Genomic DNA, 18,766 nt, shown 5'->3' on the forward strand with positions numbered 1-18,766 from the left:
ACAGCGGATGGATACAGCGACAGCAGACGCGGATATCGACACCCCCGGAACGAACCCGGACGATCGGCGGCCGCCCGGCGGCCTCCGGCCGGGTGACCCACGCCCCGGCCAGCCGATCCCCGGTGCCCCGGAGGACCGGCCGACCACCCTGATGAGCAGAACGGACCCCGCCACCGGCAAACCCGTCGCGGCGAGCGCCGACGGTCCGGCCACCGAGAACGGGTTACTGGTCACCGACCGATCGGGTCCCGCGAAACCATTGCACAAGGTCGAGCTGGTTCGGATGAAAGCGGCGTCCGAAACGAACAGTCTTGTGAACGATTTCATCGCCGACGCCGAAGACACGATGCAGAAATCGGTGGACGTGCTCGGATTCGGCCGGTCCGACCCCCCGCCCCCGCCGCGCGGCGGCAGAACGCCGATCAAGGTCCAGGCCGCCGATATGCCGGGCTCGGGTAAGGGCGTCGAGTTGTACAAGCAGCAGGTGTTCTCGGCGAGCGCGCGCCAGGATTCGCTGGTCGATATGGACGCCCAGGTGGACGGAACCTCGCAGGTGGTCGCCGCCGAACAGGCACAGACGCTGTTGAAGATCGTGCATATCGAGAGCGACCTGAACGCCGCCTTGCTGACGGTCGCTTCCAAGAAGCTCAGTTCCGCCGAGGCGGCCGCGGTGATGGACCATATCGCCACCGCGGTAGTGAAGGTGGATGAAGTGGTCACGGCCGCGCAGGACGTGAACGTCGGCGCCGCCGGCGATGGATCCGGTTCGGGTGGGTCCGGTTCGGGCGGGTCCGCCGGTGGCGCCGCCGGTGCCGCGGGAGCGGCGGCGGGCGGTCTCGGTTCCATACTGTCGATGCTGCCGATTGCGCTCATGCCCATGCTCGGCCTTCTGCCCCAGCTCGTCGGCCAGAAGGAAGACAAAGACAAGGACGGGGAGGAGGAGCCCGAAGGGCAGCCCGCCCCCTCGGCACAGGGCCCGGCCTCCGACCCGACGGCCCCTGTTCCGCCCGGCGGCGCGACGCCCACACCGGGCGAGAATCCAGCGCCGAATCCGGGTTCGACCGATCCGCAGAACAATATTCCGTACGGCCCGACAACTCCCAGCAAACAGGTCTAGGGCACATGCCGTAGCCGCTTCCCTCGGCTGTCCCGGGAACCAGCGCACCCCGATCTTCCATGTGCCGCCCCCCGCGTCGACGGCTCGGGCAGCATGCTGCCCACACCACGGACGACCCTGATCTGGAGGCGGGCGGTACTACGGACCGGCCGACAGTGCATGACCGGCCCCCTCGTCGGCCCGCGTCTCCGGTGGCATCTCCGTGCGCCGAATCCGAGGTTCCTGGACGGCCTCGCGGGCGTGTTGATCCCCTGTGCGCGGGCCCGACCGCGACCACCATCAGTTGGGCGATAACCGGCCACGCCTGCCGTGAGGGGTATTCGGCACGCATTTCCTCAGGGGCCGGTCCACCCACATCGAATAGAGCCCGGGGCATCGATTACCCGCGCGGCGCGGTTTCCCGCAGGCAGACCTTCCGCATGACACGAACCGGAGGTCTGCCATGGGAATCTCAGGACGAGGAGTCCCGCGTCTCGGGCGGCGGTGTCACCGACGGCGGCAGCACGCCGCGCGGTGGACCCCCGGTTTCGGGAGCGGCGACCGCGCCGGTCGGTGGACCGCTCGCACTCGGTGGCGCCGACTCCGTGGCGGCGGCGGCCTGTTCCACCGGGGCCGAAACCTCGGTGGCGCCGGCGACCGGCCGCACCACCTGCTCCTCGGTACCCGTGGCCACGGCCGCCGGAGCAGCCACGAACGAGGGGTGGGCGAGGATCTCCTGATGCGCGTATACCGCATCGCGCAGGACTTGCCGGTCCGGCTCCTCCGCCAGTAGCGCCACCAGCTCGTTGCAGCGCCGGTCCCACACCATGGCCCGCAGTGCGTTCACCTCATCGTCCACCCGGATGGCGCCGAGATCGACCCGGCCCACATCGAGCCGCTGCGAAACCATCTCCGCGGCAATGAGGTCGTCCGCGTCGCGGAGTTCGTCCCACCAGGACGCGGGCACATCCTCGCCGGCCTCCACCTTCGCCAGGATCCGATCCCGGATCGCACGCGAACCGAAGCTGTCGAAATGCTGCGAAACGGAGCGGCCGAGCTGAGCATGAGCGTCCAGCGCGAGTTCCACCACGCGCCTGCGCACTCGGGCGTCCGGTACCGCGGCCACCGATTCCAGCGCCGGCGCGGAACCGGTGAGGCCGAGCCGGTCGGTGGTATCGGGGGTGAGCACCCGGAGATCGAGATCGGACCCGGGCTCGACGAGACCCTGCATGGCGACCTCGCTCAGCCGGCTCCGCAGGCCGGGGTCGATCGGACCGGAGGAGGCGATCGCGGAAAGCACCGCATTGGCCTTCGCGCCCCAGGCCCGGCCGAATTCGACCAGGGTCCGCGCCGGGTCCGAAATCCCCTCCCACGGTGCGGCGACCTCACCGTCGGCACCGAGCAGTTCGTCCCACAGCCACGGTGTCGACACCTGGCGCGGCAGGAACAGACCGGCGGGGAGCCAGCCCCGGCCCTCGTTGGAGGTGATGAACAGACCCGCACCGGCGGGGCCACGCAATACCGCCACCGCCCAAGTTATTCCCACCGCCTCGTCGGTAGCGGCCAGAACCGCCCCGAGCAGGGTCTTGGCGATGAGGAGGTCTTCGTTCACCGCATCGCCGACGATGTAGGCGGGCTCGGCTTCCTTGTCCTTCGCCGAGGCCACCGCCGAGTTGAAAGGTGTCGGAGCCCCGGTCACCGGAACGGCGGTCCCGTCCTGTGCGTTCGCGCCGCTGGGCGGGGTCGTGGTCGTGCCGCGGTCGTCGCCGGAGCCGGCGCCGGTGCCGAGAAGCCCGCCGACCGGCGCGCCACCGGCCGGAACCGTTCCGGCACCCGATGGGGCGCCGGAGACCGCATTGCCCGCCGGTGCGGCTCCCGCCCCCGCCGTGTGCTCGGCGGACGGCACCGTGCCGGGCGTGGCGGTGACGCCGCCGGCGGCAACACCGTTCTGGCTCTGTCCGGGCGGGGCACCGCTCGGGCCCTGTGCGGCACCATTCGCGGCGGCCGCCGGATCCATCTGTCCCGGGGGCGCCGATGGGCCGACACCCGTGCCCGCGCCGGGACCGGTGACCACCGGTGCACCCAGCTGACTGTTCGGGGCTGTCGAATTGGGCACGAATCCAGCCGTGACAGGATCGCCGAACGTCGCGCCGCGACCGCCGGCGTCCTCGCCCGGCCCGCTGACGCTCACGGCGGCTTCCGAGTCGGTCCGCTCATAGGCATCGGCGGATTGACGCAGCGATAGGGCGGTTTGCTCGTGTTCCCTGGCCAGGGCCTCGCCGGCGCGTAACCGAGCGTCGTAGTACCGTTCCAGCGCTTCCTTGACCGGATTGGCGATTTTGCCGTAGGTGGGCTCGAAGTTGGCGAGCCATTCGGATGGCGGCTGAGCCCATTCCCGGGTCTCCGCCGCTACTTGATCGTGCTGGAGTGCCAGCTGGCGCAGTACCGCAGGGTCGATATCCAACCATTCCGGCATGCTCGATCAATCCTTTCCCACCAGCGATTCCCCTCATTGTCGATTCTTCCCAACTATGGGGAGGTTCTACGGTCGGGTGGAGGCGCCTTCTTCACCGCCGATCACCGGTGGTGACCGTCGACCTCCGCGGAGCCGGTGGGGCCGCCGGCGGCGCCGCGAACAGCGGATGTCCCAGCACCTGGGCGTGCGCGTACACCGAGTCGCGCAGTGTCTGGCGCGATCTCTCCTCCGCCATGAGCAGAACCAACTCGTTGCAGCGGCGCTGAAAAGTGAGGGCGCGCAATATCGACAATTCCGAGCCCGGATCGAGATCGGCCGCGTCGGAACGGAGTTCTCCGAGTCCGATTCGGCTGGTGTCGGCGCGGTGTCCGAGCACGGTCGCGGCGATCAGATCGTCTGCATCCTGCAGTTCCTCCCACCAACTGTCGGCGAACTCGCGGCCGTCGCGCAGCGCGCGCAGGATCCGCAGCCTGATCTCCGGCGCCTCCATCGTGTCCACCGTCGCGAGTTCCGCGCGCTGGACCCGGATATGCGCGTCGACCGCCAGCTCCAGACAGCGCAGCGCGATATCGCGATCGATGACCTTGGCCGCGCGGTCGAGCAGGCGGGGCGATGACGTGATCCCCAGGCGATCCAGCATGCCCGGGGCGGGACTGCGCAGATCCATGGTCTCCGAGGCCGCCACCGACCCGGCCAGCGCGACGGTGCCGAGCCGCCCGCCGAGCACCGGATCCATGGGCTGCGACGAGGCCAGCGCGGATAATTTCGAACCGGACTTCGCACCCCAGGCGATCGCGAACTCCACCAGGATCCGAGCGGGGTCCGCCGTACCTTCCCACCCCGACCCCTCGGATACGGCCCACAGCCACGGCAGCGACACTTCGGTGGGCAGGTGGAGCCGGGCAGGCAACCAGCCGCGGCCCTCGTTCGACGTGACGAACGCACTGACCCCGCTGGAGTGGCGCAGAATCGCGACTGCCCAGTCCACACCGACGACCCAGGAATCGGTGGCCGCACGAATCCCGCCCAGTAGTGTGCGCGCGAGAACCAGGTCCCCGTCGACGCGTTCACCGACCACGAAGGCCGGTGCGGAAGCCGAGATCATGGCGGCGCCGACGGCCTCCTGTACGAGATCGCCCGGCCCCCGGGACTTCCCGGCACCGGAATCACTGTCCGGCACCGGCACCGGCTGTTTTCCACCGGGCGCCGCGCTGACCCCCTGCTGGGACGCGGAAGCGAGCGCTTTACCGGTGGCGCCCGGCCCGCGCTGCGATTCGATCGGTCCCACCGCACTCCGGCCGGCCTGTGCCGATGCCACCGCCGCGGGAGTGGTGCCGGCGGGGCCGCTCACCGCCGGACTGCTGGTCGGAGCCGCGGTGCCCGCGCCGGTTGCCACCGGCGCCGTGGTTGTTCCCGCGACCGGCCCCATCGCCGTCGGCAGTACCGGCGGCACGGCACCCGGAGGCGCGCTCTCGGCGTCGGACTCCGGCGTGGCGTAGGTACCGGCGGGCCGGGCAAGACCCCAGGTCTCCGGCGTATCGGTACCGTCGTGGGCCGAGACCTCACGGTCGGGCCGCGCGGATTCGTCGGGCTCGCCGCCGGTCTCGGTGCTCGACGATTCGCTGGTTTCGGTGGATTCGGTGGAATCGGTGGATTCGTCGACAGCGGCTGTATCGGCGCCGGCCTCGGCACCGTCTCCGCTGGTTTCGGCCGGTGGGGACGCATTCTCCACCTTGTCTCCCGGCTGCGGCACCCCGGGCCCCCCGGTGGCAGGGTTCGTTTCCGCGGGCGCCGGGCCAGTGGAATCGGTCTGCCCGCCCGGCTCCGTGAGCGCGGGCGGCATATCCTCGGTGCCCACCGGTGGTTGCACGTCGAGGGCGGGCGGCGGCCCGAGCACCGTCGGGCCCGGCTGCGGAGGTAGCAGGTCATCGATCAGATCTATGAGGATCTGCCCGAGGATCGGATCGGGTCGCACGGGCCGATCGTGGCCGGGAACCCAGGGTCCCGGTTCGAACCCCGGCCCGTGGTGGCGCGGAACATCGTGGTGCCGACCGGGCCTGCCGGGGGCTCCGGGTCCGCGGGGTCCGACACCGGGCACGCCGCCACCCTTGCGCCACGGTCCCGGTTGCCCGAGAGCTTCGGCGATATCGTCCAGCCGCGGTAGCCCCTGCGGCCCCAGCGAATTCAGTGCGGCGGCGACGATATCGCGCACATCTCCCCGGGCATCGGCCAGAATGGCGTCCGTCGCCTGGCGATCGGCTTCGGCCTCGGCCGCGTCGCCTTCCGTACCGTCGTCGTTGTTGTCGCCCCGCGTGGCCTGCTCGATCCGGTCGGCGGCATCGGCGACCACGTCGAGAATCTGGTTACGAGTACGCCGGACCACATCGCCGAAAGTATCGAAGGTATCCGCGGCGGCGGAGAGAGCGGCTGCGAACGCCCGGGGATTTTCCTCCAACGCCACGAGCGCCCGCCGGATCTCCGCCAGACCCACCGACTGCTGAACCGTCTGTTCGAACGCCCGCCGTGCCTGCTCCACATCGACCAGGTTCAGGGCCGCGGCACCCTCACGAGCGTTGTCCGCCAAACCGTGCCAGGCCGACGGCGGTATCTGCGGCCAGCGGTCCCCGACGATCCGGTCCCAGTACGGACTCGTCTGCTCCGGCGCCATCGTGTCCGGTCAGACCGCGGCAGAGTGCACGGTCGCCTGGCCGTCGATATCGGCGTTCGACAGTACGGTGGTGCCGTAACCGGTCGCCTCGACGGTGATTCCGGCTTGCTCGGTGACATCACAGGCTCCGGCGTCGAAGATGTCACGAATCACTCCCAGTAGGCCCGTCGTGGCACAGTCCAGCGGCGAACCGGCTTTCGATTGCACTACCAGCGAATCCACCGTGGTGCCGACGGCGTCGGTCATCACCGTGAGCGCCCCGGCGGCGTCACCGACGATCGCCTTCACCGCGTCGAGGGAGAGGATATTCACCATGGTCGTGTCCTGTCTGTCCGGTGCGGGTCAGGCCGGGCGGAGGCCGAATGCTTCGTCTTCCATGGTCCGATAGGTGGCCTCGGTCGGCAGGCCGAACGAGTCGATCGTGTAGGAGCGAGCGCCGTTGGACTCCATCTCCCGGCGCAGGCCGAGGCGCGATTTGGCATGTGCGAGCGCGGCGACCTTGAGTATCTCCGCACTCAACCAGCTGTCACCGTTGTCCTGCGCCTCGTCGGTGATGTGCAACCCGACGATCTCACCGTCCCGGTCGCAGGCCACTCCGACGGTGTGATCGGGGTTGAACACCTCGTGTATCTGCGGGGCGGCCGCGGATGTCGTGGCCGCACCTTCGTCCTGATCGTCTTCGATATCGTCGTAGTCGAAATCGTCGTTCATCTTCTTCTCCTGCGGATCTATCCGGCTGCCCGGTCCAAGGTTTCCGACAGCGCCGACCACGCGGCGTCGCCGATGGTCATCACCAGCCGCAGCGGCCATACCCGCGCTCCCAGGTACATTTCACCGGTACCGTCGCCGAGCAGGTCCAGATAGTCAGAACCTTCGACATCGGAGTTCATCGATACCGTGGTCACCGGTGGATTACCGTCGTCCACACTGACGATCGAACCACCACCGCCCGGGATGAAGCTCTTACGGCACCGCGGACTGCTGCCGATCGCCACATCGGCGCTGTTGGTGGTCACGGTGATATCCGGGTTCAGCAGCAACTGCATCACCCAGGACCGTGCGGCCAGTTCGGCCCGGTCACCGTTGATCCCGAGGACCAGCGACCCGGCCAGGTCGACCACCAATATCTGGTCGGAGCTGGTGATACCGACGACCACGAGCCGATTGGAGCTGTCGAGCGGAGCGGGCAGGTCATCGGCTGCGATCGTGCTCGAATCGGCCCCGATTCCGCCGTTGGCGGCCGGATATTTGGTGACGATGCCGGTGGAGACATCGACGGAGAAGGCGACGGCCGGGTTCGGCGCGCCGGAACCCAGCGCGGCCAGGCGCGTGAGACCTTCCTCGTGCAGCCAGCCGATGGCATCGGCGGCCGAGACCGAATCGTCCGCCGCCTCCGCGGCCTCGGTACCGGTCACCGCACCGCCTCGGCGATACCGGCGGACTCACGACTGTCCGCCGCGCCGTCCGCCGCGCCGTCCGCCGCACTGTTCTCGGTGATCACGGTTTCCATGATCGCCTGATACTGCCGGGCCGCATCCCGTGTGCTCTCCCGGATGGCGGCCATGATCTCGGCCGCGAGTTCCTCGCTGGTGAACCGGCCCGCGGTGCCCGGCGCGAGGTAGAGGCTGGTGAGCCGCCCCATCGCGTCCACCTCCGGGATGACGGTGCCGCTGGGCGAGGGCCGCCGGGCACGCACATCGTCGATACGCTCCCGCATATCGGCGATGCGATGCCGTAATTCGCGGGCCGCGTCCAGCGCGGCCTGCACGTCTGGGTGGATGCTCATGCGTTACCTCCGGATCGGGTCGGGGCCTGATTGGCCGGCGTCGGGGTCGGCTGAGTGACCGTCGGCGCGATGGTGGGCCGTTCCCCGATAACGGGTTCGGTGTGCGGAGTGTCGTCGACGTACATCAAGCGGTCGGGGTGCCAGGCGACCACTCGGTTGCGTTCGTTACCGCTACCGCCGCCGGCACCACCCATCCCCCCGCCCATAGGCGCCCCCATGGGCATCATGGGCGCGCCGGCGCCGACACCGGCACCGCGGGCGGTACCGGCTGCGCTTCCGGCGCCGTCACCGAGCGGTAACCGGGCCGGCGACCCGACATTGCCGCCGGTTGCGGCGGCCAACGGCATCGAGGTGGTCGCCGACAGCACTTGGACATCGGCCGCACTGGGAATCGTGCTGCCGGGCAATGACGGCGACAGCGACGGCGACCCGCCGGACGGACCTCCCAACGATGGGATCCCGTAATCCCCGAGTCCGTAATCGTCGAAGGAATCGTCGTACCAGTCGTCGTCGGATATGTCGTCGGCCTGGTCCAGGCCGTTGCCACCGAGCTGCATCATTTGCATCAGCATCGGCAGCATCTGGGAGAGCGAATCGCTGGAACCTCCGGAACCGGTTTGCGTCGCGGCGGCCGTACCCTCCGACGAATTCGCGATGCTGGTACCGGTTTCCGTGGCGTAGGACCCCGCGGCTTCGCCCGATCGCACGTTCAATTCGTTGTATTCCGCGGTAGCGGCGGCCAGCGCGGCTTCGTTCTTCGCACGTGCCGCGGCCAGCATTCGCTTTCGCGCGGCCAGGATCTCTTCCGGCGTGGGATGTTTGGCCTTGGCGCGGGAAAACGCGCTGCCGTAGTCATCGGCCCCCTGCGCCAATTTCTCCATCGCGTCCCCCAAATGGTCCATCCAGCCGCGATACGTGACGAATCGCTGGGCGACCTCTGTCCCCACCGGCGTCCAATTCTGCAGGATCGAACTCGCACTATCCATATCGGCGGAGGCCTGGGTCCGGGAACTCACATTGAACAGTCGTATCGAATCGGCGAAGCGGTGCGCGGGCTCCGGCCCCGGGCCATTGTGCAACTGCTTGGCGAGCGTCAACGGGTCGCCGGTGACCACGGGCATACTGCTCAGTCCTTCCGGCACCCGGCGGTACCCCACCGGTTCCACGGCCGGTACCGGGTTGGCGACCAGCTCACCTCCCGAAGCGTTGACCAGGCGGGCGCCCTCGTCGTCGGCCGTCGAGTACTCGGTCGCCGCCGCACCGACGCGATGGGCGTCGCGCTGGATCTTGTTCAATACCCCGATGGTGGCATTGAACAGCGCCGCGGCCTGCGCGTTCAGCTGCGGAACCGCCTGTGCCGAAATGGGATCGGCCCCTGCGGGCAGCACCCATTCACGCGGCATCGCGGCCCCGGTGACCCGCGCCAGGTCTGCCGATCGGCCCGCGACGGACACCAGTTCACCGAGATCGACATTCAGTGGCATGTCTCATCTCCTCTCACCGTGGCTGCACATCCACTAGACCGGCATCGTGAGCGCCGGTATATCGGCCGTGGTCTGGTCTCCGGATGTCGCCATCGTCTCGCTGTCCTGGCCCTTGTCGCCCGCGGCCTCCACACCCTTCGGGTGCTTGAACCCGGCGAACTCACCGAAGTCACCTTCAGTATCCGACATTTCCGCCTCGAACTGCCGAAGCTCCCCGTTCACCACGGCTTCCACGGTGCCACTCTCCCCTTCTCCGAATACGACCAGGATGGCGGTCCGGTATTTCGGGTCCCCGCTCGAGCCGGTATCCGGCTCGCTCTTCTTCTCTCCGGTGTCGCCGCCGACGGTGACCATCGCGGCGGGCTGGATCTGCCCTTCGCTGCCGGCCTGCGCGGGCACCGGCTCCGCCTGCTGCGACTCTTTCTTCGGCTGCCGGATGATCCAGGTGCCGATATCGCCGGTGGCCAGCTGGAACGGATCGACAGCGGGGCCGATATCCTTCGGATCCGTGAACGCCCCCGCGGTCCCCTGGTACGCGGCTTGGGCATCGGTATCGCTCTTGTTCGCGAACGCCTTGTCGAACGCCTGCGCCACAGCGAGAGGAATGCGCTGGACCCCCTTCGGGAACTGGTACGGCACCAGACCGTCATCCCCGGGCACCCGCTTCGGCACCGCGGTGCCGGGCTGAGTGGAGGTGGCGCCGTTGGGGGCCCCGGCCGGGTGGTGCGCGACGGGCTGGGCCGGGGTCGCGGCGGCATTGTTCGCGGCCGCCTGATTCGACCACGGGGTGGTCCCTACCGGCTGCTGCGCCTGTGGCAGGGTCGGGACGGCGGCCTGGTCGAAACGGGACGAATCGAGATCGTCCATCCGGTCGGACATACCGCTGTCCACCTGCTCCCGCATGGCCCTCTGCTGGGCCATGAGTTGAAGCGGCAACATCATATCCATCAAGCCGCCCATCCCGCCCATCGCGCCCATCGCGCCCATCGCGCCCATCGATCCGGCGGACCCCAGTTGGGAGGCGCCCGGGTTGAAGGCGGCACCCGGGTCGTAGGAGACAGGGTCGAGGTTCGAGGGGGTGTTCGCCGCACCCGCCAGGTTCTCGGCCTGGTTCCGGAACTTTTCGGTGGCGTCCTTCAGAGCCGAGGTATCCGGAGTGGTGGCGTTGCCGGTACCGAGGTTGCCCGGGTCCCAGGGGTTGTTCACCCCGATCTGCGAACTGTCGGGGGTGTAACCCGCACTGTTCATCCGGCCGGCATAGTTGCCGACCGAGTTGGCCAGGTTCTGGGCCGCGGCCGCGTCCTGCGCCGCGGTCGGGTTCTGGATGCCACCGGCCAGATTCTGGTTCGCCTGCGCGGCATTCTGGATCTCGTTGGCGAGCTCGGTGAATCCCTGGCCCAGTACGACGAGAACTTCCTTGTCCGAGCCGGTCTGCAGGCGTTCCACCATGAACCTGTTCACGCCGACGATGAGCTTGCCGACGTTCTCTTTGCCGCGCTTGCTGATCTCCTCCACGGTCGGCAGTACATTCACCACGCTCTGCTGCGTGTCGGTCAGCTTCTTGCCCGCCTCGTTGAGCGAGAGCGATAAGTCTTTATAGGTGGCGCCACCCTTGGCGCTGAAACCGGCGGGGTTCTGCACCGTTCTCGGCATCGCCGGAATCGGCGTGACCTTCAGGTCTTCCTTCTTCTTCAGATCGCCGAACATCTCATAGGTATCCACCAGCGAATACGCGAACGAATTGGAAGGGCCGCCGTACCACAGGGCAATACTGGGATTCAGCCCCTCCGGGCGGAGCAGAAAACCCTGCCCCTTCTGCGGAGACGAGCCCTGCTCGAACGGTGGCCGGCCCATCAACCCCGCTGTCGCGGCGGGTTGGTAGCCGTCCCACATCAAGGGCACCCTGTTCACCGCCGCGCCCGGCTGATCTCCGCCGGACCCGTCGGAAGACCAGGGCGCGCCGTGCTCGTTGAGCATCATGGCACCCCACGAACCGAGACCGACCAAGGTGCCGTGGTAATACTTGCCGAAGTCGTCGACTTTCTTACCCGCGGCCTTGGCCGCAGCTTCGGCCTTTTTGGAGGCGTCCTCCGCCGCGCTCTTCGCATTGTCGAGGTCGCCCCGCTTGGCATTCAGTTCGTTGAACTTGTCGCCCGCTTGGTCGAGACCTTCTTTCGCCTTGTCACGTACCGTCTTGGCGGAGTCGGCAGCACTTCTCGCGGCCGCCAACTCGTCCTCCGCCCGGCGCAATCGCTCCTTGTAGTATTCGTTGCTCGGATCCGCCTCCGCCTGGCGCCTCAGATCAGCGACCTCTCTTTCCAGCGGGCCGACCTTTGCGTTCGCCGCGCTGAGGGCCACCTCGGCCTGGTCCAGATCCGTTCGAGCGGCGGTACGCGCGTTTTCCGCGTCCTCCAGGCTTTTGCGCTCCGCTTCAGCGGTCGACTTGGCCGAGCCCGCCTCCGCCGAGGCATTGTCGGCCGCGGTTTTCCCTTTCGCCAGCCTCCACGAAACGAATCGCTCCGCACCCGCGCCGCCCGCACCACCGAGCGCACCGTAGAAGGCCGCCCCCCAGGTATCTCCGCTGAAGCCCCCGTGGGCGACCGCATCGCCCAATGCCCCGCCCGCACCACCCGCGGCCGCACCGACGAGGAGATGTTTCATGGGGCCGCGATCGAGGCCCTTCAAGCCGTGTTCGATTCCGTAACTCACACCGACGTCGACCACAAACCCTGCGACACTACTCCAGAAGTCGTTGCCCATTTAGCCTCCTACACAGACGCCGATTCGGCGGAGCCGGTTTGGTCGGCGGGCGCACCGGGAACGGCGGTCGCGGCGGCCTCGTCCGCCACCTTCTCGATACCGGGCGGGTGGAAGATACCGACGAATCCGCCGAAGTCGCCCGCGCCGTCACGCATCTGCGACAGCTCGGTGACCTTTACCAGCGCCCCGTCGACCACCGCCTCGAGTACGTCCTGGCCGTCGAACTGGACGAGTATTGCGGTCCGCTCCTCCCACACGCCGACATCGCCGGTCACCGACTCGCTCGGATCGATTCGGCGCCCTATCCGTTTCGGATCGGTCCACTCCGCGGGTGTGCCGGTGTACGCCGCGCGCGCATCGGTAGCCGAGGCGTCACCGAATGCCGCGTCCAGCCCACGTGCCACCACGGCGGACACCTCTACGGTCCGGCCGTCGGGGACGGTGTAGACCACGGTGCCCTTGGTGTCGGGAGCGGTCGCGGGCACCGGATTCCCCGGCGGCCGCCCGGGATCGGGACGAGCCACAGCGGGCCTGGTCTCGCCGCTGGGTGCGGTGGCTGCCGGGTTTCCCGGCTGCTGTGCGGCGGGCACACCGTTGGCCGCCGGCGCGGGCACGGGCGCCGGGGCCGCGAAGTCCTCGGGCCGTTCCCGCACATCCCGGTGGTCCTTCTCCGGTTCCGTCCCGGCCCCTGGGCGGTTGCGGCCCAGGAAGGCCTGCATCAGCTGCGGGAGCATCATCGATTTCAGTACTGATCCCATTTCGTTCCCGGCGGCAGACACCGCGGGTACCGGTGCGGGGGCAACCGACGAGACATCGGGCGGGGTGGTGGCCGTACCGAGCCCATCGGCGGCACCGCCCACAGGATCATCGGTGACCTTGCGATCGGAGCCGGACCCCGAACCGGTGTCACCAGTGAGATCCCAGGGGGTGGGCGCGGGAACCGTGGACGGGCTCGTCCGGGCGGTCGGCGAGATCCGGTTGCCGGCGGCGGCCGCGGCGTCATAGTAGGGATCGTTGCCGTTGTTCGTGGGGGTGGTCGCTGTGGACGCCGGATTCTGTCCGCTCTGCTCGGCGGTCGGTTTCTCGGCGGTCGGTTTCTCGGACTCGGTTCTCGCACCGAGCGCCTCGAAAGCCTCCGCGTACCACGACAGTATTGCCGCAGCACTCCCGTAAGCTGCGTCGACGAGCACCATCGCGTATACGTCCTCGCTCGGCGGGCCGGCGCCCAGACCGGTCGGGTCGATCCGGAACACCGGTTGACCTGTGTACTCGCTCGTTTCTTGTGAGTAGTCGGAGAACAGTACGCCGATACGCTTCATATCCCGCGCATCCAGTCCGGCAAACCCCGTGAGCGCTTTCACCGCCTGGGCGAAATCCCCGCGGCCGGCCGCACACAGCCGGCTGGTCTGCTCGCTCGCCTCCTCGACCTTCGCCGCCTTGGACCGCAGTTCCGCCAGTCGGCTCCGCATCTTCTCGACCTTCCGCGGATAGTTCGCGATCCCGGCTTTGTCCTCTCCGGAGATGTCACCGACCGTCAGTTCCTTCGGTGGGTCGAGTTTGCCCGGTTTCTCCCCGAAGCTGTTCCAGTAGCCCGCGTAGGCGGTGGGTAGGGTGCGATAGTTCGCCTCGACCGGCGCGGTCAGTTCCAATTCCTTCGGCAGGCGAGCCGGGTCGGGCATCATGATATGGGGCATCTTGTCCGGGATGGCGGAAAGCTCCTCCTCACTGATATCTATCAGTGGAATGTCGGGATACCCCATGTACTTGTACCATTTATTCCGGATATCGTCCGGAGCATTCTCGATCACGTCCATGAAATACGGAGTGAAGGCCGTATTCAACAGACCCACATAAGTCTTCCAGGGCGACAAGTGTGCGCCCCCGAGTAACTCGGGAATCCTCTTCGCGAACAGCCCCGACCTCTCGAAGGCGATTCTGTCCACACTGCCGCCCATTCCCCGGGCGATATCCAGAGAGTGCCCTTGGCGGAGCAGCCCACCCACAATCCCTTTGGCCGAGCCCCTGAACGCGACGCCGCCCAGGCCGCCGACCAGCCCACCCGCGACACCGAGACCGGCTCCCATCAGGACGTTCTCGTCTTTGAAACCAGCGGCGACCCCGCCGGCAATACCTCCGGCCACCGCTGCCCCGAGGGGCCCGCCGACTGCGAACCCGGCCACGCTCACGGCGCCTACCGCGATATCGGAACCGTGTTCGCTGAAGAAGTCACCTACTCCGTCCCAGAGAGCCACGGCCTCACCTGCCGATGGCAGGGACGCTCGGTGTCGGCGTCATGCGGTTGACATCCGCGCTGCGGCCAGGCACTGCGGACCGGCCGAACCGTGATCGCAGACACCGGCAGCCGACCATGCGCGCCTCTCCTTCCTGACAGACCCCATTGTCGGGGATTCCCACCGGGGGGAAGCGGTGACCTGGTACGACACGTCATCATCGAGTCAGCGACTCGTAAACTGATGTGCACCACGATGCCCTCTTTCCAACGAGGCCCGGATTCAGGCGCAGGAGGAACAACCGGATGAACCTGCGTTTTTCCCGGCCGGCGAACGGCCGCCGGGAACTACTCATGCGACAATTCCGCCGTATCGCCGCCCATCTCTCCACCACCGGGGGATCTCACCGGTATCCGGTGGTGAGTGCCGTATGACGGCGCCGGTCCGGCCTTCCCGGCACGCTCGCGAACTCCGATGTCGCCGCGCCGACGACACCGGCTGGGACCCTTTACGGTACTACCCCGACACCCTTGTCCGGAGGGCCCGGGACTGGCTCGCCGAGCATCCGTGGCATCGGCGAACACTGTGGGTCCTGGGTATCCTCTTTCTCTTCGTCGTATTTCCGGGAATAGTCGGTGTTGTAGCGACTGCCCAGGTCAGCAGTGGTGTATCGCAGATCGACGGCCTGGGCTGGATGAACATCACGGACTCCAACGGCGTACCGCTGTCGAGTTACACCTTCGCCTCGAACCGAGGCAGTCTGATCAATCCCGGCTACACCGTGCTGTGGACGCTGCTCGGCCTCGAGTTCGTCGGCTATATGGCCATCGTGACCACAGCCATCTGGATCGTCGGTTTCACCTTCGGTTTCACCTGGCTCGATATGTTCGCCAACGCGCTGAACGGTGTCGCCGCCGCGCTGTCCCATCAGATCGCCACCCCGATGATGCTGATCACCGCCGCGACGATCGGCACTTTCTTCGTGGCCTGGTTCATCGTCCGCGGTTTTCCCAGCAAAGCCACCATGCAGGTGATCACCATGCTGGGTGTCGCGATCATCGGTCCGGTCTTCCTCGCCGAACCCCTTGCCGATGTCCTGTCCTCCGACGGCCTGCTCACCCAGGGCAGGGATGTGGGCATCTCGGTCGCGGCCGGGCTCACCGGTGACAGCAACCCCAATCCGGTCCTGCTGGTGAAAACCATGCAGGAAGACCTGGCGGACAATTTCGCCCGTAAACCCGTTCAGGTGTGGAACTTCGGCGAGGTTGTCGACAACTATGCGGCCTGCGAGTCGGCGTGGTCCTCGGGCGTGCTTTCGGGCAAGGACGACAATATTCTCAAAGGAATCAAGCAATGCGGTAACGGGTCCGCGTATTCCCGGGCCGATAATCCGTCGATGGGCCAGGTAGGTACCGGAATCATCCTGCTGGTGTGCGCGACGCTGTTGCTCGCCTTCGCTGTCTATCTCGGGCTGAAGGTCATGAAGGCAGCCATGAACACGATCTACCACGGCTTCATGTCCATATTCGGCTTCGCGGCAGGCGGTTTCATCTACGGACCGACGCAGACCTTCCTGGTGCGCAATATCGTCGACGGACTGATCGCCGCCGCTCGCATGACCGTGTTCACGATCTTTCTCGGTATCTACATCCTGTTCATGAGCAACCTCTTCGACCAGGCGCGGGGGCAGGTGATGTCGGTCATCGTCATCGCCTGTGTCGTGGAGATCGTGGCGATCTCGCAGATCCGGCGGCTCAACCGGAGCCTGTCCCGTGGCAACGACTGGGTCGCGAACCGGTTCTCCTTGGCCATCCAGGGCAGCCAGTCCGGCTCGGGGGGCGGCGGTGGTACCGCGCTCGGGATGGGTATGGGTGGCGGTGGCGGTGGCGGCGGTGGCGGCGGATCGCTGAGCGGCCTCGCCGCCATGGCCGCCCTGAACACCGTCAACAGTTCGCCCGTCACCGCGTGGCTGATGGCCGCCACACCGAGCCCCTTCAGCCCGTTGGCGCGGGGTAGGAAGCGCTCCGACCTGGCGAATATGATCACCGCGGATTCCCGGATGGATACCTACCAATGGGGCGACTATTCCCGGGCGAACTGGCTGCGCAAGGCGAAAACCCGAGCGGACAAGGTCGGCGGTATGGGGACCGCCGCCGGCATCGCCAACGCATTGGACGGCCTCGGTGACAACCGGGTCCCGGACGGTAATATGGCCTCGGCGCTGATAGCCGCCGGTGGACCGGATTTCATGGTGTCCCATGCGCTTCGCGCGGCAGCGGCCCAGAAGTCCAGTATGTCGTCGAACCCCTTCGGCTGGGGTCCGCTACAGAAAGCCCTCGCTGCCTCCCGGGCGATCGAGAATCACGTGCGGCCGACCGATCCGATCGAGTTGCGCCACGCATTCGCTTCGCAGGCGGTCGTCGCGGCGGACAACTTCGCCCGGCACACCAACGCACCCCCACCCGGTACGGTGGTCAACCATGGGTTCGTGAACCGGGTCCGGCAGCACTGGGATTCCGACGTCGCACTGCGCGCGGCCATCACCCCGGACGAATGGAACTCGGTCGGCCGAGGCACCCGCTGGACTATTGCCACCGAGGTGACGACAGCTTTCCAGCAGGCCGCACACGCCTACGAGGCCAACCCGACAGATATGAACCGCCGGAGGGTCATGCAGTGGTCGCACCGGCTCGCGAATCTGGACCACATGGACCCGGAATCGGGCCTCGATCCCTGGGATCCGTAAGAACGGTCTGCGCTGCGGGGGTTCCCGCAGCGGCCCCGCGGTTTCCGATATCGCCCTGCACGATGCGATCACTGCGGCCGGATCGAATGCGGCCGGTCGCCGTACTCGCCGGGTCCTCGCCCGCAATGTGCGGTCCGAGCGCAGGGCGGGCCCGGAATTCGTTATCGGTCGCGAAGCGGCCCGGCGGATCCGACCACCGGGCCGCGCCCGTGCTCAGGCGAAGCGGCGGGCTTCGTAGTTGCGCGGGAGGGTCGTGATCTTCACGTCCTCACCGGATCTCGGCGCATGGACCACCTGACCATTACCGATATACATCATCACGTGACCCATTTGACCGTTCTTCATGCTGGTCGACGGGAAGATCAGGTCACCGGGCTGGATATCGCCGGGATTCACCGCGGGCAGTTGCCGGTATTGATCATTGGCCACCCGCGGGATGTTCACGCCCGCCTGCCTGGCGGCGTATTGGGTGAGACCCGAACAGTCGAAACTGTTCGGGCCCTCCGCGCCCCACACATAGGGGTCACCGATCTGGGCGAGTGCGGTCTTGGCCGCGAATTGCGCACGCTCCGAACCGCCCTGGACGGTCGCGGCCGCGGCCGCGGCGGTGAACTTGACTCCCCCGGGCAACGGCTTACCGATGATGTTGTACAGATACTGGTTGGTGAGCTGATTGATCGCCGAGGCCGTATCACCGTTGTTCGCCGTACCCCCGGAAACGATCTTGTGCGCGGTCTGCAGCGCCGCGGTCAGGATCTGGCGGACCTTCTGCTGCCCCTCTTTCGTATAGGCCGTCGGTCCCAGCTCGGCCAGCGCCTCGTTCGTCATCTTCAGCAAGCGCCGCACCGCGTTCTGGTCGACCTTGTTCGAGGTTCCGAGCGTGTTGAGGTAGTTGACGAACTGTGTGTCCAGGTTGTTGAAGGCGGCGGCACGATTGGCCTGGAACAACCGCTTGGCCTTCACCATCTGCGGACCGTCACCACTGCCCGCGTCCGAGTCGGCGGCCCGGTCCCGCAGTTTCTTCATTCCGGGGTCGGTCGGCTCCCCTTCGCCGTAGACGGACTCCAGAGCATTCAGTGCCTTCATGGCTTCTTGGGACTCCGGATCCATCGCCGGGCCGCCGGCCGCCGCGGTGGGCACCGCACCAGTACCGGAACCACCACCGAGTAGACCCGTCAGCGCCGAACCGATCATCGGCAGCAGAGCGGCGCCGGCCATCATCGCCATGGGCGCCATCTGGGCCACGGCCTCCGGGTCGACCAGTGGTTCGGGTTCCGGCCGGTCCTCGGCCCGGGCAGGCGCAGGCGCCGGCGCGGCTACCGGCGGCGGCGCCTGAGCGGTCGTGGTCGCGGCCAAGGGGGCCGGGGCAGCGGGCGGCGTGGCCGGAGGCGGAGATACCGCCGCACCGGGCGCGGGCGCGAGGGCAGGAGCCGAGGGGGGTCCAGACGCGGAACCAGCCGCCGGAGGAGCGGTACCGTTCGGAGGCTGCGCGCCGGGCGGTGGCGAGGGCGCCACCGGC

The 18,766-nt window shown here is 67.7% G+C and carries 12 protein-coding genes; 2 read left to right on the top strand and 10 right to left on the bottom strand.

The features are described from left to right. Positions 1-7: 7 nt before the first annotated feature. Positions 8-1,117, top strand: a complete 1,110-nt coding sequence (locus AB0H42_RS29885; RefSeq protein WP_357062204.1) for a hypothetical protein — start codon at positions 8-10, stop codon at positions 1,115-1,117. A 451-nt stretch (positions 1,118-1,568) separates the two neighbouring features. On the opposite strand, the gene AB0H42_RS29890 is transcribed toward AB0H42_RS29885, so the two are convergent. From AB0H42_RS29890 to AB0H42_RS29930, 9 genes are all read right to left on the bottom strand, one after another. Next, positions 1,569-3,572, bottom strand: coding sequence for a type VII secretion target (locus tag AB0H42_RS29890; RefSeq protein WP_357062206.1), 2,004 nt, complete (start codon positions 3,570-3,572; stop codon positions 1,569-1,571). Between the two features lie 91 nt (positions 3,573-3,663). Next, positions 3,664-6,240 carry a hypothetical protein gene (locus AB0H42_RS29895; RefSeq protein ID WP_357062209.1) on the bottom strand — a complete coding sequence of 859 codons (2,577 nt, stop codon included), beginning with the start codon at positions 6,238-6,240 and terminating at the stop codon, positions 3,664-3,666. Positions 6,241-6,249: 9 nt separating this feature from the next. Next, positions 6,250-6,555 (bottom strand): hypothetical protein, encoded by a 306-nt coding sequence (locus tag AB0H42_RS29900; RefSeq protein WP_357062210.1) that lies wholly within the window; start codon positions 6,553-6,555, stop codon positions 6,250-6,252. 27 nt (positions 6,556-6,582) lie between these two features. Next, a complete protein-coding gene (locus tag AB0H42_RS29905; protein ID WP_357062212.1) occupies positions 6,583-6,951 on the bottom strand; it encodes a hypothetical protein in 369 nt (122 codons plus the stop codon). Between the two features lie 17 nt (positions 6,952-6,968). Continuing rightward, the gene (locus AB0H42_RS29910; protein WP_357062213.1) at positions 6,969-7,655 is read right to left on the bottom strand and encodes a hypothetical protein; all 687 of its coding nucleotides are present in this window, start codon (positions 7,653-7,655) and stop codon (positions 6,969-6,971) included. Continuing rightward, a complete protein-coding gene (locus tag AB0H42_RS29915) occupies positions 7,652-8,026 on the bottom strand; it encodes a YbaB/EbfC family nucleoid-associated protein (RefSeq protein ID WP_357062215.1) in 375 nt (124 codons plus the stop codon). Before AB0H42_RS29915 ends, AB0H42_RS29910 begins: the two co-directional genes overlap by 4 nt. Then, positions 8,023-9,510 carry a PPE domain-containing protein gene (locus tag AB0H42_RS29920; RefSeq protein ID WP_357062216.1) on the bottom strand — a complete coding sequence of 496 codons (1,488 nt, stop codon included), beginning with the start codon at positions 9,508-9,510 and terminating at the stop codon, positions 8,023-8,025. Before AB0H42_RS29920 ends, AB0H42_RS29915 begins: the two co-directional genes overlap by 4 nt. 33 nt (positions 9,511-9,543) lie before the next feature. After that, positions 9,544-12,270: a hypothetical protein gene (locus AB0H42_RS29925; protein WP_357062218.1), complete on the bottom strand. Its 2,727-nt coding sequence runs from the start codon at positions 12,268-12,270 to the stop codon at positions 9,544-9,546. An 8-nt stretch (positions 12,271-12,278) separates the two neighbouring features. Next, the gene (locus AB0H42_RS29930; protein WP_357062220.1) at positions 12,279-14,522 is read right to left on the bottom strand and encodes a hypothetical protein; all 2,244 of its coding nucleotides are present in this window, start codon (positions 14,520-14,522) and stop codon (positions 12,279-12,281) included. A 409-nt stretch (positions 14,523-14,931) separates the two neighbouring features. Between AB0H42_RS29930 and AB0H42_RS29935 the strand changes: the two genes are divergently transcribed. Next, entirely contained in the window at positions 14,932-17,247 is a 2,316-nt protein-coding gene (locus AB0H42_RS29935; protein WP_357062222.1) for a hypothetical protein, read from the top strand. A 213-nt stretch (positions 17,248-17,460) separates the two neighbouring features. Here the strand turns inward: AB0H42_RS29935 and AB0H42_RS29940 are convergent, their stop codons facing one another. Next, positions 17,461-18,603 carry an NlpC/P60 family protein gene (locus AB0H42_RS29940; protein WP_357062224.1) on the bottom strand — a complete coding sequence of 381 codons (1,143 nt, stop codon included), beginning with the start codon at positions 18,601-18,603 and terminating at the stop codon, positions 17,461-17,463. Positions 18,604-18,766 lie beyond the last annotated feature (163 nt).

This window comes from Nocardia sp. NPDC050799 (assembly GCF_040654015.1).
Classification (GTDB): Bacteria; Actinomycetota; Actinomycetes; order Mycobacteriales; family Mycobacteriaceae; genus Nocardia.